Origin of the sequence: Rhizobium redzepovicii, assembly GCF_019793435.1 — a bacterium.
GTDB lineage: Bacteria > Pseudomonadota > Alphaproteobacteria > Rhizobiales > Rhizobiaceae > Rhizobium > Rhizobium redzepovicii.
Genome location: NZ_JAILYH010000042.1, coordinates 1 through 13406 on the forward strand (window position 1 = coordinate 1; position 13406 = coordinate 13406).

A 13406-nucleotide genomic window follows, 5' to 3' on the forward strand; every position below is an offset into this window, starting at 1 on the left:
CCTCATGGTGCGATCGGCAACAAGGTGCCGATCTCGTTGGTGAATTCGGGAGGCGCAACCAGCCCGCCTCCCTGAATGAAGCCGGAAAACTCTAGCATCCGGTGGTCCAACGTTTGGGAGCGGTTCAGAAATTCTCAGTGGCAGGTCAGACGCCGGATGAAAATTCAGTGGCAGGTCACACTGTCTCGACCAAGAGATGGAGGACCGCGTCAGCGGTTTCCGCCTCGCCTAAAAAGATAGCGTAAATGCCAAGGTGATAAGGCTGAGGATGCCGCCGAACTTCCCGCGCAGTTTCTTGGCCGAAACGACGATACAGCCGCTCCCCCTAGCAGCGCCTGCACCGGCCGTCAGGCCGGTTAAGCGAAGCGGGTTACCTCGATGAAGCTTGTTTACGGAGGAAACATTTGATTGATGAAAGGATAAACGCGCGCGAGACCGGCTTCTTACTTTTGCTTTCCCACAATAAAACTCGCTAAAATTTCCTGGCTTTTCGATCGACTCTCTTTTGAGAGGAACCCACAGGTGCCCCAGAAGACGCTGGCGATTTATCAATAGATGAAGAACTTGCCGTTGCCATCCCTTCCTCAGGAAGCGTAGCTACTTGAGCGGCACTGTCAATCGCTCTACGGCAGTCATCAAGGAAGTCAGCTATATATTCATTGACATAGACAACCAACGGCTCCTTTGGAACAACAATCAGACGCCGTTTGTCCGTTTTATCCCGAGTGATGTCGATGAACCCACGCAAATGCGCTGCCTCGACATACTTTTGGCAAACAGTCTGGTTTTTGAAAGGCAGATAGCGACACGCCTGCATCTTCGTCATGGGTTTGTTATTGGCGTCCATATGATATACTTTAAGCATCAATCCAAGAATATTCCTCAGGAATAGTTTTTCTTCGGAATTTTCGCTAACGAGATCTGACAAAAACGAGTCAATTTTCTCAAGCTTATGCTTTACGCCGACGTCGATCTGTTCTGGCGTATATATTTCTCTTCGTGTTGTCTTCGCCACGGCCACGCCTCTGCGCAATGGGTCGTTCTGTTTTCACCAAAAGCCTGTTACCGGATCCCATCGCGGCGACATTTATCATATGTATGTCTTCATAACTATGACGAATATAAGAATTTGCGGGCGGTCGTGAGACTAACCTTCATCGTGCACGAGCCCCCGCTCTTGTTTTCACATCCATTTAAAAAAACAGTTACACAAGTGTAACTACGAGTGCTACCAAAAATTCGGGAGCTTCGCTTCCGATGGAAGGTCGGTCTCTTGATTGGCCCCCGACCAGCTCGCCCGCCGCCCGAGCTGGCATGCAAGAGCCCGACCTTCCGTTTTGCACGTGGCTTTTCGAACCAGGGATCCGAAATGAATAAAGAAATTTGGAAAGATTACAGCCAACCTTTCGGGACGATTGGTCCATTGATGACAGTGGGCGAAATTCTGGAAAAGAATATTGATGCGGGATACAACGCCTATGATGAGTATGCAAACGCAGCTCTTCAGAAATTTGCTCGGTATGCCTCAGAATTCCTCTCCAATCCACATCCTCATTTAGGTCGGGACGGGAGCGTTTGCCCTTTCGTTCCCGAGGCTCTGACGAAGGGGCTTTTACGGGTTGCCGCGTCGCAAGCTGTTGCAGTTGACGAAATCGAAAACGATTTGGCGCGTATGCTCGCCGTCTTCAGCCAGATGAAACCCGTAAAGTCCTTCAACGATCGAACGGGCGACTGGATCTATAAGGCCATTATCATTGCCCTTCCTGGAATACAGGATGAAGGAGAGATTATCAGGATTGGTCAACTGCAAAAACGGCTGAAGCCCGACTTCATTCAGGAAGGTTTCATGATCGGTGAATTTTATCCAGGTTGCCCGGAGCCCGGTTTGCACAACAGGATGTTTCGACCGCTCGACACAACGGTTCCAGCCTTGGCTATTCGGCATATCACCAAATATGATGCTCCTTTCATGCTCGATAGCGATAAGTGCCTGGAGGCTTACTTCAGTATTTTTGGGAACGAGGGTCGCCGCCGCATTAGGCAGCTTTTGGAGCGAACCGCCTGAAACTTACTCGCAAGAGGGCTGTACTCGCAGTCGCTGAAACAGCTATCCTCGATCGTCCTACCAGGTGAACCGGAAGGAAACGACTATGTTGGACGTTCATCCGAACGTACTTGCTGAACTGCACCAGATCGGAGCGTCGACGGTACGATTGTGGCGCTATAGTGAGTTCGCCACCCCTATTACATCTCCTTCCGATTTAGCCTCCGCTATCGGCGTTCCCGTGGGGCGCGTTGCAAAGACGATGATTATTGCCGAGCAGAAAGCGAACGATGTGATGCGCCGGTCTCATCCTGCGCGCCACCTTTGTGCCGTTTTGCTGCCATCACCTTCAAAGATTGACATGAAAGCGGTTGCTGGCACGTATGGATGGAAACGAGCCGAGCTTGCTCAGAAAGAACAGGTACTCGATCTCTTCGGCTACCCGTCAGGAAGCGTATCACCATTCGGTCTCCAGAAGATCGCTGTACTGATCGACACCGCCCTTTTTTCTTATCCTACCGTAGTCACAGGTGCGGGCAAGGTTGGAGTCGAGCTTGAGATCGACACAAGCATGCTTTGGAAGATCGGGCAGCCGTTACAGACGCGTGGACGGGCCAGTCAAACCTAACGCCTCGTCACCTTTCATAGAGATGCCGTGAGGTAGGTTATTTCTTCGGGAAAGGAAATGCGGTTCCACGTAACGGCGCCTCGATTAGAGAATGAGGGTTCAATACGTATGTTGCGTAATCGGACTCATAGTGCGCACTATAACGAAAATCGTCACACCCGTCCCAACGTCTGCACGACATCTTCACCTCGATAGCTGTGAGGCGGATCAAGCGCGGGAACATAGCGTGAGAAGGTGGCGACCACCGTCAGGACCCGCAGTTTCTTTCCGGTTGCGAGCTGGTCGTGCACGAAGTCCATCGCCCACACGTCATTTGGTCCGACAGCCATTTGCCGATCCTCGCGAAGTTTCGCCTTAACACGGCGCTTCCGAGTCTTATTCCGCAGCTGCAGTCCCAAGTCCCTGTAAATGCGATAGGTTCGCTTGATGTTGGTGCCCCAACCCTCGCGTTCCAAAAGCACATGCACGCGACGATAGCCGTAGCGCACCCGCGCTCACAGGTCTAGACCGGCCTCGGCGCGGCGAGAGATGTAGTGATCGGTCGACCGATCGAAGTTCAACGCGCCACAGGCACGCCGGATCGAGATCGCCCAATCGCGGCACATGACACCACCTCCCGCTACCCCTCAGGCCTTAGAGCTTTCGGCGGATGGCGTCCTGCAGCATCTCACGGTCCAACGTCAGATCCGCGACGATCTTCTTCAATCGCGAATTCCCGTCCTCAAGCTGCTTGCGCCTCTTCATCTCTGGCGGCAACATGCCGGCGTACTTTTTCTTCCAGTTGAAGTAAGTCGTCTGACTGATCCCCGCCTTGCGACAAATCTCCGCGATCGAGACGCCCTCATCACCCTGCTTCAAAATGAACGCCTTCTGAGCGTCCGAAAACTGCGATGCCTTCATCGTGTTCCGTTCCTTTTCCCAGCCAGGAAAATGCACCGGAAAACTCTAACCAAAATTGGTCCAGTTTGAAGGGTTGAGAGCAATTTCCCTATCGTAAAACCTGTGATCCTATGAAGTTAAGATGGGGAATGTTAAGGACATACAACAGCGTGCACGAAAGACGCGGAAGCCAACTGCGTCACATCTATTTCTGGTATCGGCGCTGTTGCGCTGCGGCCAAAACCGCACTGGCTCCTGATCCTTCCACCTTCGGAAGGGGCCGTGATCTCGCCTGGGTCGACCGTATGCTAGTTCGATCAGCAACCCTTTGACGGTGAAGATTCCTGGTTATTCACCTGGTGGATCAATGCCATACAAACAATCAATTTTACGAAGCCATGGGATGTTATTAAACACCTCGATTATGAATTGGGGACCCCATGATGTTGCTCCACCGAGAGCAGCCGAGGGCAAGGTCACAGACCTGGCCGGTAAATGGAGACGAACATGGCCAACGTGGAACTGCAGAAGGCGCTCTCGTCTGCCAATCAAGCGCCGAGACATAGCTCTGGGTCCTTTCTTCGCCTACTGCAGGAGCCTCGTCGCATTAAACCGAATACCAGCTTTAACACATTTGGGTCGCCACAAAAGCTGAACAACCACTATCCGATCTTGCCAATCCTTGGCTTCTCAAAAGTGAACGGAGCTGTGGGTATGCGAGATGGGGTGTTACCCACCGCGAAGTCATACATGAATACGAATGATTCAATGTCATTTCAACGTGAGCATTATGATTAGCTCATCGGCGTCAGCATCGTTTTTTAGAACCAGCAGCTTTTCGATGATTCCTGGCGAAAGACATCGGGGCCACCCTCCGGTCTTGGTCACCGAAAATTCGCCGCCAAACTTGGAGACATTTAAATGACAAACTCTCTTCCCGCAAAGCTGATGGTTGGTATCTTCGACCATTTGGACGAAGACGGAAGGGAGATTGGGCGCCAGTATGAAGATCGGATGAAGTTGGCAGAGGTCTGCGATCGCCTTGGCTTTTATGGATATCACGTCGCAGAGCACCACTGTACTCCCCACGGCAGAGGACCTTCGCCGAATCTATTTCTAGCAAGCGTAGCTCAGCGCACGCAGCATCTTCGTCTCGGTCCTTTGGTTATGCTGTTGAACCTTTATCATCCGTTACGTGCGTTTGAAGAAATTTGCATGCTGGATCATCTGAGCGGTGGCAGGCTCGAGTTGGGCATGGGGCGCGGCTCCTTACCAATCGAATGGAGCTTTTTCGGTATTGATGAGGAGGTGGCGACATCGCGCTATCTCGAAGCCAGCGAGATCGTCATCCAAGCGATGAAGGAAGGAGCTCAGGCTCTTTCCTACAAAGGCGACCACTTTGAACTAGACAAAGTCCCGTTGATGTTGCGGCCACACCAACGTCCTCAGCCTCCGACATGGATTACAACCAGTCGTCCTGAGGTTGCGCGCTGGGCGGCTGAGAACGATACAAATCTTGCCTGCGGGGGCCCTGCTTCTGCTGTTCGCCAGATCACTGATGCCTACCGAGCACACGAGAGACGTACCGCCGGGGGCAGGAAACGGGCGCCGTTCCTTGGGTTGGTCCGAATGGTGGTGGCCGGCAGCACGACGAAGCATGCCATTTCGCTCGCGGCCCCGGCTTATCAACGGTGGCTTCGGAGCTTTAGGTTTCTGTACGAGATTAACGGGATACAGACTCCTCAGAACCTCCCGCCGGATTTTGATGCAGCAGTAGACTGTCAGTTGTGCGTAGTTGGTACTGCTGCTTCAGTTAGGCAAGATCTTCTCGATCATGTCGAGGAAGCAGGTGCTAATTATCTTCTTTGCCAGCTGGCGTTTGGTGATTTGCCATTGGAGGCTTCCTATTACACTGCAACGAGCGTTCACTCTGGAGTTATGGCTTAATCTGGACTGGCCTCAGGTTGCTTTCCGATCACAGAGATTAAGTCTCTGTGGCCGCGCCCTCAAATCGATTGAGGAGCGTCAAGGCGAATTCAGCCATCGCCGTAGGAACAGCCATTGTGGAATGGGCTGCACTATTGGATAGTTAAAAGATATGCGATTTAAGGGCCTCGATCTAAATCTCCTTGTCGCGCTCGATGCACTAATGATTGAGCGCAACCTTACTGCGGCGGCACGTAGCATTAATCTGAGCCAGCCCGCAATGAGTGCAGCTGTCCGCCGGCTCCGCTCCTATTTCCGCGATGAACTATTTACGATGCGTGGTCGTGAGTTCGTTCCAACTCCGCGTGCGGAAGACCTCGCGCCTGCGATTCGTGAGGCTTTACAGCATATTCGGCTCAATATCATACCCTGGGATAAATTTACTCCTGATCAATCAGATCGTCATTTCCGAGTAAGCTTATGCGATTTCGTTACAGTTGTTCTTTTTCAGAAGATACTGGAGCGTCTTGCGCGGGAAGCACCCGGCATTAGTTTTGACTTGCTGCCTCTTACTGACAATCCAGACGAGCTTTTGCGACGCGGCGACGTAGACTTCCTTATTAGCCCACCGCTATTCATGTCGAGCGCGCACCCTAAGATAGATCTATTTCAGGAACGACTGACTTGCGTCGGCTGCAGTAATAACAAACAACTTGAGGAAGCCCTTACTGCCGAGGAGTATTCTTCAATGGGGCACGCGGTAGTTAGGTTCGGTCGGACGCAGCAGCCTACCATAGAAGATTGCTTCTTGCAGGAGCATGGCCTCAAGAGGCGGGTCGAAGTCGTTGTTTCAAGCTTTAGCATGATCCCCGCCGCCCTAATGGGCACCGATCGCATCGCAACCGTTCCGTTACGACTAGTTGGGCTTTTTGAGGACACGATACCATTGCGGATGACTGCGCCCCCGATAGCGCTGCCGACATTCACCGAGGCAGTCCAATGGCCGGTACTTCACGACAAAGATCCGGCAAATATCTGGATGCGAGATATAATGGTTCAGGAGGCAGCGCGATTGCCGTGACCATCCTGAAACCTAGGAAGCTGGGCTGCATTGGGAGCGACGACCCGCGACGCGGCCGATTAGCTGAAGACGGCACCACCTGTGAGTGACCCGCAGGCCATTTTATCGACGAAGCTGAGCGCTACGCCCGTCGCCGATCGGCCGCCCTTCGGACGATTGCGCGACGTGCTGTCTAGCACCTTCGGCGGCAAATCGAAGGGTGCTGGGGGACCACAATTGCTCCGCACCGCAACCCGCCGCTACCGCCGCAAATACAGCAACCCAAAACCGTCGGAGCGAACTCAAAACTGGATAAAACTTGGGGGCAAGGTCAGCGGGCCTTCCCCGGATGGATACCTTTGAAAAGCCTCTTTGGTGGCTGTTGAACTTATTCGGGCTCGGGCGGATCTTACTCAAGCAGGAACCTTGGTCAGGAACCGGATTGTTGTAGCAACCCATGTATTTTAGGTGCGTTGGAGGACATCATACGGGAAGCTTCCTCAACCAATATCTCCCTGAACCAGATGCTCCCTGGATCGGCATTATGGAGCGCTGGCCATTGAACAGCTTCTGTGAAGACGGGGAGCGGTAACGGAAGGTTGATGATCCGCAAAGGGAAAGTACTTTCGTAATGCTCGACTAAGCGAAGCGGTAGGTTAGCTATGCGGTTCGTGCCACGCAGGACTGGTGGTATTAAGCTAAACCCTTGCACGACGACCTCCACCCGCCTCTGAATACCATTCTCGAGCAAGAACCAGCCCTCGACCGATGGCTTCAAAAAGCGCCCAAACGCGGCAGCGACGTGTCCCGTGGAGACATATTGCTCGATCGTCAGCGCTGAAGGTAGGTCCACATTTGTCGAACAGGCTACACATACAAACTTCTCTGTGAACAGTTTTGCGCTCGGGTGTGCGCCCGAGAGAAAAAATTCAGGCACGATGAGGAAGTCGACGTCACCGCGGCTAAGCATCTCGTACGGATCACTATCCAAAGGCAGCAACTCAAAGCTGACTGCGGGCGCTTCTCGAGCAACTCGCTCAATGATTTTATTGAAGTATATCAGCATCATGAAATCGGACAGAACTATTCTAAAGCATCTGTCAGACTTCGACGGGTTAAACGGCTCCCAAGAGATGATTGAGCATTGTACCTGCAAGAGAGTTTCACGCACTGCCGAGGCAAGTCCTTCGGCACGGGGCGTCAGCCGAAGTTCTCGACCATTCATTGTAAACAATTCGTCGCGGAAATAGTCCCGAAGCCTACCAATGGCGGCACTCATTGCTGGTTGACTTAGATTGATACTACGTGCGGCAGCCGTTAGGTTGCGCTCGGTCGTGAGCGCATCCAATGCAACGAGCAGGTTTAGATCAAGGCCCTTGAAACGCATCTTTAGTCACATCCAAACAACGGATATTTTATATCCAAACAATCGATTTTTCCAGTACAGAACCTTCCAGCATAGATCCAATGAAGGTTCGTCGAAAAGGCTTAGGTTAGTTTGGTGATCAATTAAGTAGGCCGCATAGTTACGATAGACGTTATAGTTGCAGATAATCCACTTTAAATATCGAATGGCACCTTAGCAATAGGCGATGTGGAGCGGCGTCACCGAGCGACATGAAATGCTAGTGAACGGATGGGCGGAAGTAGGTTCATCATATCGCGATACCGGAGAGGCTTTGCCGTACGCTGGCTATCGACTGGCGGGCTCCTTCTGTTTGGAAGCATGTTCAAGATATTGGTGGCGTGCCAGTAATTTGTGATGAAAAGATCAACGCGCCTGAAGGCGCTTGAGGAAGAGAACGCCACACTGAAGAGACTGCTCGCCGAGCAGATCCTGGATACGGCCCCACTTCCCGAGCTCCTTAAAAAAATAGAAAGGCCCGCCGCCAAGCGCGACGCCGTCGCACGCCAGAAAGCCGTCGTGGGCCTTTCGGAACGAAGTAGGTCGCCCGACTGCCGCCTTGCGTTCTCCGCTATCGAGATGCCGTCATCCGGTCGGCGTCCGCGTTACTCGCCTCGGGATCGTCAAAGCGGTTGCCGTCATTAAAAGCTAAGAATTCGGCCGGACTTGCCTAAATCGTCTTTCATAAGCCTCTATGAAGGCTTCCGGAATCGGGTCGCTAAACAATGGGAAATCAACCGGTTTGCGTAAGCCGGTGCTTGGCCGGATAGTGCCGCCATCGAGCCCCGGCCGCCATCCGGCTCCGAAAAAGAAAGCACCATACCGCGCCGCAAGCATCGGGGTCACAGGATTAAGAAGGCTTAGAAATACGGAAACTTCCGCTGCGCTGACTGAGGTATCTGCCCTTGAAAAAGACGCAACGTCGAAAAAGGCGTCTATGGCGTCCATGGCATCCCAGACGCGCAAGTCCTGCACCGCTTCGGAATATCGTTTAACATTGTGGTTCTGCTCGACTGTCAGCTTGTCGGCCGTCAGCGTCTCGTTACATCCGGCGTACTTGCGCAAAGCCGTTTCGAAAGCACGAATTCTAGCCGCGGTCTGAAGCAGCCCCTCGATCAGAAAATCGTTGTCGTTTGCGCCAAATGGCTTGGCGATGCTAGCCAAATAGTAGCGCAGCACGTTCGTGTCGATATCTGCTGCCACCTCGTCAGCCCACACAGCGTGGTCACGGCTAGTAGAAAATTTCGCCCCTTCGAGCTTATAAAAGTCCTGAATTGCATGGTTGTATGGAATCGCATAACCGCGCGAGAACAAACTAGCAGTAACGCCGATCGTGTAATAAAACCGGTTATCCTGACCCATGAAGAATACGAGTCTCGTGCTCGCGTTGCGCATAGTGTCATCGAGATCTGCGCCATTTTGCTTGCAGAGGCGTTCGATTCCTGTCTCATAGCACCACAATCCTTCAAACCAAGTCATTAAAGTTTGGCCTGCCACCTCCACCGGGGAGTTCAAAGTCACACCACGGTCGAAATGCCGCGACATCGGCAATGCCATCAGTTTTGACCGTAGCCAGTCAAGTTCTTTGCGCTTTATGGATTCCGGCCATCCGCTCGCCTCAATGGCGTGATCGAGCCCCGGAGCAAATTTTTCAAGCTGAAAATGAACCTGTCGAATCGGGCGCAAGATAAGGCTCTGGCCGCATGTCGTGTGAATCGGGTTGCGTAGTAGATTGTGTTGCAGCGCCGAGCCGCAATCTTCGCAAAGGTTACTATCTGTTGGCGCGTTACAAGCTGGACACTCTCCGACCGCGAGTGAGTCTGCGGCGAACTCTTCGCACGTCCCGCAATACAGTTGCTCTCCGTCGCGCAGCTCAACGTAGCCGGACGCTCTTAGTTGGTCGTAGATCGCCAAGCTGCGGTCTTTGTGGTCTTCGCTTGAAGTCCTTACAAATACGTCCGGTTCAATATCAACTGACCGCAGACACTGCAGAATTTCTTCAATGTGCATGTGTGCGACGTCATCAACCGGCCTGCCAAGCTTTCGGGCTTTCACCAGCGTGTAAGTGCCATGTTCGTCCGCACCTGTCACGTGATAGGCCGCGTTGCCTACCATGCGGTGGTAGCGTACGAACACGTCGGCGAGAAGGTACACGCCACCTATATGCCCAAGATGCAGCTTGCCGTTCGGGCACGGCGGCGCCGAGCAGGCAAAAAAAGTATGTTGGTTTGCTCTCAATTCAATCCCACCATATCGAAAGGAACTTTAAGCTGGTTTGAGGGCTGCTATTTTTGATCGCGTGTTTTTGGTGCGGCGCTATATAGACCATCGTGTCCCCACTGACTGCGGAGGTTTCTCCATCGGATTGAAACACGCCGCTGCCCGAGATCAATACCCAGAGTTCGTGCTCTGGGTGCGAATGAAGATCGACCGCATCGCCAGGTACCACCTCCACAATCGATGTGCCGAAAGCCGTTGCGACTGCCTGCGGTAGATGCTCAAGTAACCGGCACACCAGAACGCCATACTCCTGGCGCATGATTGAGCGGTCGATCTGTTTCGTATACATGTTTGCCTCTGTCCTCTGCCTTCAATCGCGATAGAAAATGCCGTTCGGCGGCTTGAGCTCGTCGATGTTGGAGACCTTGCCCTCGGGAGGGTTGTAGGCGCGTTTCAGTTTGTTGTATTCGGCCCTCGTTGGCCCACCAGTTGAGGCACGCTGGAACACGAGATAAATCACCCTTCGAGAATTTTCACTTTTGTTGGGCTTTGAGTAATGTGGGGCATAGTCGTCAAAGATGAAAATGTCACCGGCCTTCCACGTTACGGGCTCCCAGGCCAGCCTGTCCGCGACCTCGGGGTACATTACGCCGCCGGCGTCCATTGGGAACACGCCCTTTTTGTGGTTCCCGGGGCTGAAGAAAAGCCCTCCGTTGTCTGGGCCGGAATCGTCGATGCCTATTGCAACAATCGCGTGCACCATCCGGTCTGGTAGCTTATGTGGGATATGGTAGATGTCCTGATGCGGGCGATAGCCGCCGCTGTCGGAGTACTTAAAGATCAGCAACTCTTTGAGCATGCGGGCATCTTCCCCCAGTAACTCTTCGACGATCGACTCGATACGGTGGTCAGCCAGCAGTAAATCACGCAGGGGGGCGTTAAATTCGAGGAAGTTCTCGACCTTCGAAATGATCCTCCTACCGTCAGTTGTTTTTTCGAACCATATCAGCCATTTGTCTTCACTTGTCTCCCAGCACGAAACATCAGCCACAAGAGCTGAAAGTTTATCTCGGCTTTCTAGATCGAGAAATGACTCAATCCTAATGTATCCAACGTCATCCCATGTTGATTTTTGTTCTTTGGTTAACATGTGTAACTCCTTTTTAGATTTAAAGCCGCCTGGTAAAGCTGCGTCGTGAGCAGGCGCCCCGAGCTGCACTGCACTGGAGTGTTATCTTGCGTTTTGTGTCTCTTGAGCGGGAAGTAAACCTAGGCACCCAAGGATCGGCCGATCTGGGACGTTCAGATAGTATTCACGCCGAAGCAGGCTATTGATGATGCGACCGTTTCGGTAGGCGACGAGCGATAGATTCACACTCTGCAAGCCACTTTGGACTGGGGATCGGTTTTGCAGATATACCTGGCCGGCGGCGTTGTCCTCGAATTGAACGGAGTAATCGTCCTTCACGACCGGCAGACCGCCTTCCATAGAAGCGGAAGCCAATAGGCGATCGATAAACGCTAGCGGGCGAGGCTCGAAACCGGTGGCGAGTACGACCCGATCAGCCACTACAGTCGGTCGCTGACAGGTGCCGTGCGAAGCCAACAGCGCGTGCCAACCGTCCGCATGAGGAGACAACTCCTTCATGACGACTGCGGGTAGCAGTTGAATGACATCGTCAATATTGCCAGTCGCGCTGCGGTGATAGATAGTTTCGTAAATGCGGTTGCTCAATTCTGCTGAAATGCCGTCACTGGTGAGTTTTTCGTCGTCGACAATAGTGCGACGTTTTTTAAGTGGCAGCGAATGAAAGCGCTGGCTGTAAGACGGCGTGTATGACACGTTGATAAAAGAGCTGTCATCCCTCGTGAACAGGTTCCCGCGTGACGTCACCCATGTAATTTTACCGATACCCGGACTGCCCAATAGGTGTTCAACAACCTCCGCACCGCTCTGCCCCCCACCAACGACTAATACGCGTTCACCGATGTCGATTTGTGGCCGATCCAGATAGCTCGCCACATGGTAGACCTTCTCGCCCAGCCAAGGTTTGGCGCATTCGGGAATTGTTGCAACGACACCGACGCCAATCGCAACTGAGCGTGCATGGTAGTGATCTCGAGTCGTCGTCACGCGGTAACCCTCGTCTAATCTGGTTACGTCGGTAACCTCCTCCCCAAACCGGAGTTGTGGCAACTGATGCGCAACCCATTGGAAATACTGTGTGAACTCTCTTCGCGACGTGGTCGCGTCGCACCGGTTTACGAAGCTGTACAGCCGTCCATGCACCGCGAGGTAGTTGAGAAACGAAAACGGACTGGTCGGATCTGCAAGTGTCACACAGTCCTTCAGCGGAGATACCTGCAGGCGACTGTTGGGCAGCAGCAGCCCAGGATGCCAATCGAAGCCGCTTTCCTTTTCGAAAAAGGCAGTGCGCAGCGGCGTCGGACACGCGAGTGCTGCAAGACTAAGATTAAAGGGTCCGATGCCTATACCGATGAGATCCAGCACTTGCATAAACACACTTCCTTTGGTTGGGCGGGCACGTGGGCAGCGATACGGAAATCATTATCGAAGGACGTCTGTCTCCTACACCGCCCTCCACAATGTCTGACTGGCGATTGCGATGTTGAAACGAACCCACGAAAATAAGCGAGTGTAAAGACTTGGGAGGCCGTTGAGATTGACAGACCACGTTCGCCAGCGAGGTTCACCACCATCGCATTCAAGGTCGAATAAGTGAGACCGTAGCCTATCGCAAAGAGAACGGTGGCGACGACGTACAGCAGCTCGCTTCCCGGGTTCAAAACCAAAAGTCCGATCCCAATCAGTGTCGTCACGAAGAGGGTGAGTGCTAGGCGCCCAAGCGGCAACTTACCGATCATACCCGCGACGGAGAATCGCAATGTGACAGTCGTGACGGTGAATGTCAGAAAGAAGACATTCGGTGAGAGTCCGCGCGTTTCGGCATATATGCTTTGAAACGTGGACAGGCCTGCGAACGTACAAGCACCGATCGCCAACATGACCACCGGCAACACCGTTCTCCCCCACAAAATAGACATGGTCGTCGGATCGGATAAGCGACGGCGCTGGTAGAAAGTTGCGGCTGATGCTGATCTGAACCCTTCAAACTGGACCAGTTTTGGTTAGAGTTTTCCGGTGCATTTTCCTGGCTGGGAAAGGGACCAGAAGACGATGAAAGCGTCGCAGTTTTCGGACGCTCAGAAGGCGTTCATTCTG

At 52.9% G+C, this 13406-nt stretch carries 10 protein-coding genes and 2 pseudogenes; 5 read left to right on the top strand and 7 right to left on the bottom strand.

Features of this window, described 5'->3' with window-relative positions:
* Positions 1-472: 472 nt before the first annotated feature.
* A complete protein-coding gene (locus K6N12_RS33225) occupies positions 473-1015 on the bottom strand; it encodes a hypothetical protein (protein WP_012489593.1) in 543 nt (180 codons plus the stop codon).
* Positions 1016-1369: 354 nt separating this feature from the next.
* Here K6N12_RS33225 and K6N12_RS33230 point away from each other — a divergent pair, with 354 nt between their 5' ends.
* Positions 1370-2065: a DUF6875 domain-containing protein gene (locus K6N12_RS33230; protein ID WP_004677746.1), complete on the top strand. Its 696-nt coding sequence runs from the start codon at positions 1370-1372 to the stop codon at positions 2063-2065.
* Between the two features lie 85 nt (positions 2066-2150).
* Entirely contained in the window at positions 2151-2672 is a 522-nt protein-coding gene (locus K6N12_RS33235) for an aminoacyl-tRNA deacylase (protein ID WP_004677747.1), read from the top strand.
* A gap of 155 nt (positions 2673-2827) precedes the next feature.
* On the opposite strand, the pseudogene K6N12_RS33240 reads toward K6N12_RS33235, so the two are convergent.
* A pseudogene (locus tag K6N12_RS33240) lies at positions 2828-3572 on the bottom strand (transposase); the annotation flags it as partial.
* 900 nt (positions 3573-4472) lie between these two features.
* On the opposite strand from K6N12_RS33240, the gene K6N12_RS33245 reads away from it, so the two are divergent.
* Positions 4473-5498 (top strand): LLM class flavin-dependent oxidoreductase, encoded by a 1026-nt coding sequence (locus K6N12_RS33245; RefSeq protein WP_004677759.1) that lies wholly within the window; start codon positions 4473-4475, stop codon positions 5496-5498.
* A 151-nt stretch (positions 5499-5649) separates the two neighbouring features.
* Positions 5650-6558, top strand: a complete 909-nt coding sequence (gene nodD3, locus K6N12_RS33250) for a transcriptional regulator NodD3 (RefSeq protein WP_004677763.1) — start codon at positions 5650-5652, stop codon at positions 6556-6558.
* 409 nt (positions 6559-6967) lie between these two features.
* On the opposite strand, the gene nodD2 is transcribed toward nodD3, so the two are convergent.
* Positions 6968-7924 carry a transcriptional regulator NodD2 gene (gene nodD2, locus K6N12_RS33255; protein ID WP_004677768.1) on the bottom strand — a complete coding sequence of 319 codons (957 nt, stop codon included), beginning with the start codon at positions 7922-7924 and terminating at the stop codon, positions 6968-6970.
* Positions 7925-8311: 387 nt separating this feature from the next.
* Here nodD2 and K6N12_RS33260 point away from each other — a divergent pair.
* Positions 8312-8479, top strand: a pseudogene (locus K6N12_RS33260) (IS3 family transposase); the annotation flags it as partial.
* A 111-nt stretch (positions 8480-8590) separates the two neighbouring features.
* Here the strand turns inward: K6N12_RS33260 and K6N12_RS33265 are convergent.
* The 4 genes from K6N12_RS33265 to K6N12_RS33280 all read right to left on the bottom strand — a co-directional run bounded on the left by K6N12_RS33265 (position 8591) and on the right by K6N12_RS33280 (position 12680).
* Positions 8591-10180 (bottom strand): class I tRNA ligase family protein, encoded by a 1590-nt coding sequence (locus tag K6N12_RS33265; RefSeq protein WP_074063730.1) that lies wholly within the window; start codon positions 10178-10180, stop codon positions 8591-8593.
* Position 10181: 1 nt separating this feature from the next.
* On the bottom strand, positions 10182-10511 hold the full coding sequence (locus K6N12_RS33270) for a cupin domain-containing protein (RefSeq protein WP_004677772.1): 330 nt from the start codon (positions 10509-10511) through the stop codon (positions 10182-10184).
* 21 nt (positions 10512-10532) lie between these two features.
* Positions 10533-11312 carry a phytanoyl-CoA dioxygenase family protein gene (locus tag K6N12_RS33275; RefSeq protein WP_004677773.1) on the bottom strand — a complete coding sequence of 260 codons (780 nt, stop codon included), beginning with the start codon at positions 11310-11312 and terminating at the stop codon, positions 10533-10535.
* An 81-nt stretch (positions 11313-11393) separates the two neighbouring features.
* On the bottom strand, positions 11394-12680 hold the full coding sequence (locus K6N12_RS33280) for a lysine N(6)-hydroxylase/L-ornithine N(5)-oxygenase family protein (protein WP_004677776.1): 1287 nt from the start codon (positions 12678-12680) through the stop codon (positions 11394-11396).
* Between the last annotated feature and the right edge of the window lie 726 nt (positions 12681-13406).

Bases quoted from the DNA above. Each gene is read 5' to 3' on its own strand.
- nodD3 (WP_004677763.1), top strand. From the start codon at position 5,650: ATGCGATTTAAGGGCCTCGATCTAAATCTCCTTGTCGCGCTCGATGCA.
- K6N12_RS33235 (WP_004677747.1), top strand. From the start codon at position 2,151: ATGTTGGACGTTCATCCGAACGTACTTGCTGAACTGCACCAGATCGGA.
- K6N12_RS33230 (WP_004677746.1), top strand. From the start codon at position 1,370: ATGAATAAAGAAATTTGGAAAGATTACAGCCAACCTTTCGGGACGATT.
- K6N12_RS33245 (WP_004677759.1), top strand. From the start codon at position 4,473: ATGACAAACTCTCTTCCCGCAAAGCTGATGGTTGGTATCTTCGACCAT.
- K6N12_RS33280 (WP_004677776.1), bottom strand. From the start codon at position 12,680: ATGCAAGTGCTGGATCTCATCGGTATAGGCATCGGACCCTTTAATCTT.
- K6N12_RS33270 (WP_004677772.1), bottom strand. From the start codon at position 10,511: ATGTATACGAAACAGATCGACCGCTCAATCATGCGCCAGGAGTATGGC.
- nodD2 (WP_004677768.1), bottom strand. From the start codon at position 7,924: ATGCGTTTCAAGGGCCTTGATCTAAACCTGCTCGTTGCATTGGATGCG.
- K6N12_RS33275 (WP_004677773.1), bottom strand. From the start codon at position 11,312: ATGTTAACCAAAGAACAAAAATCAACATGGGATGACGTTGGATACATT.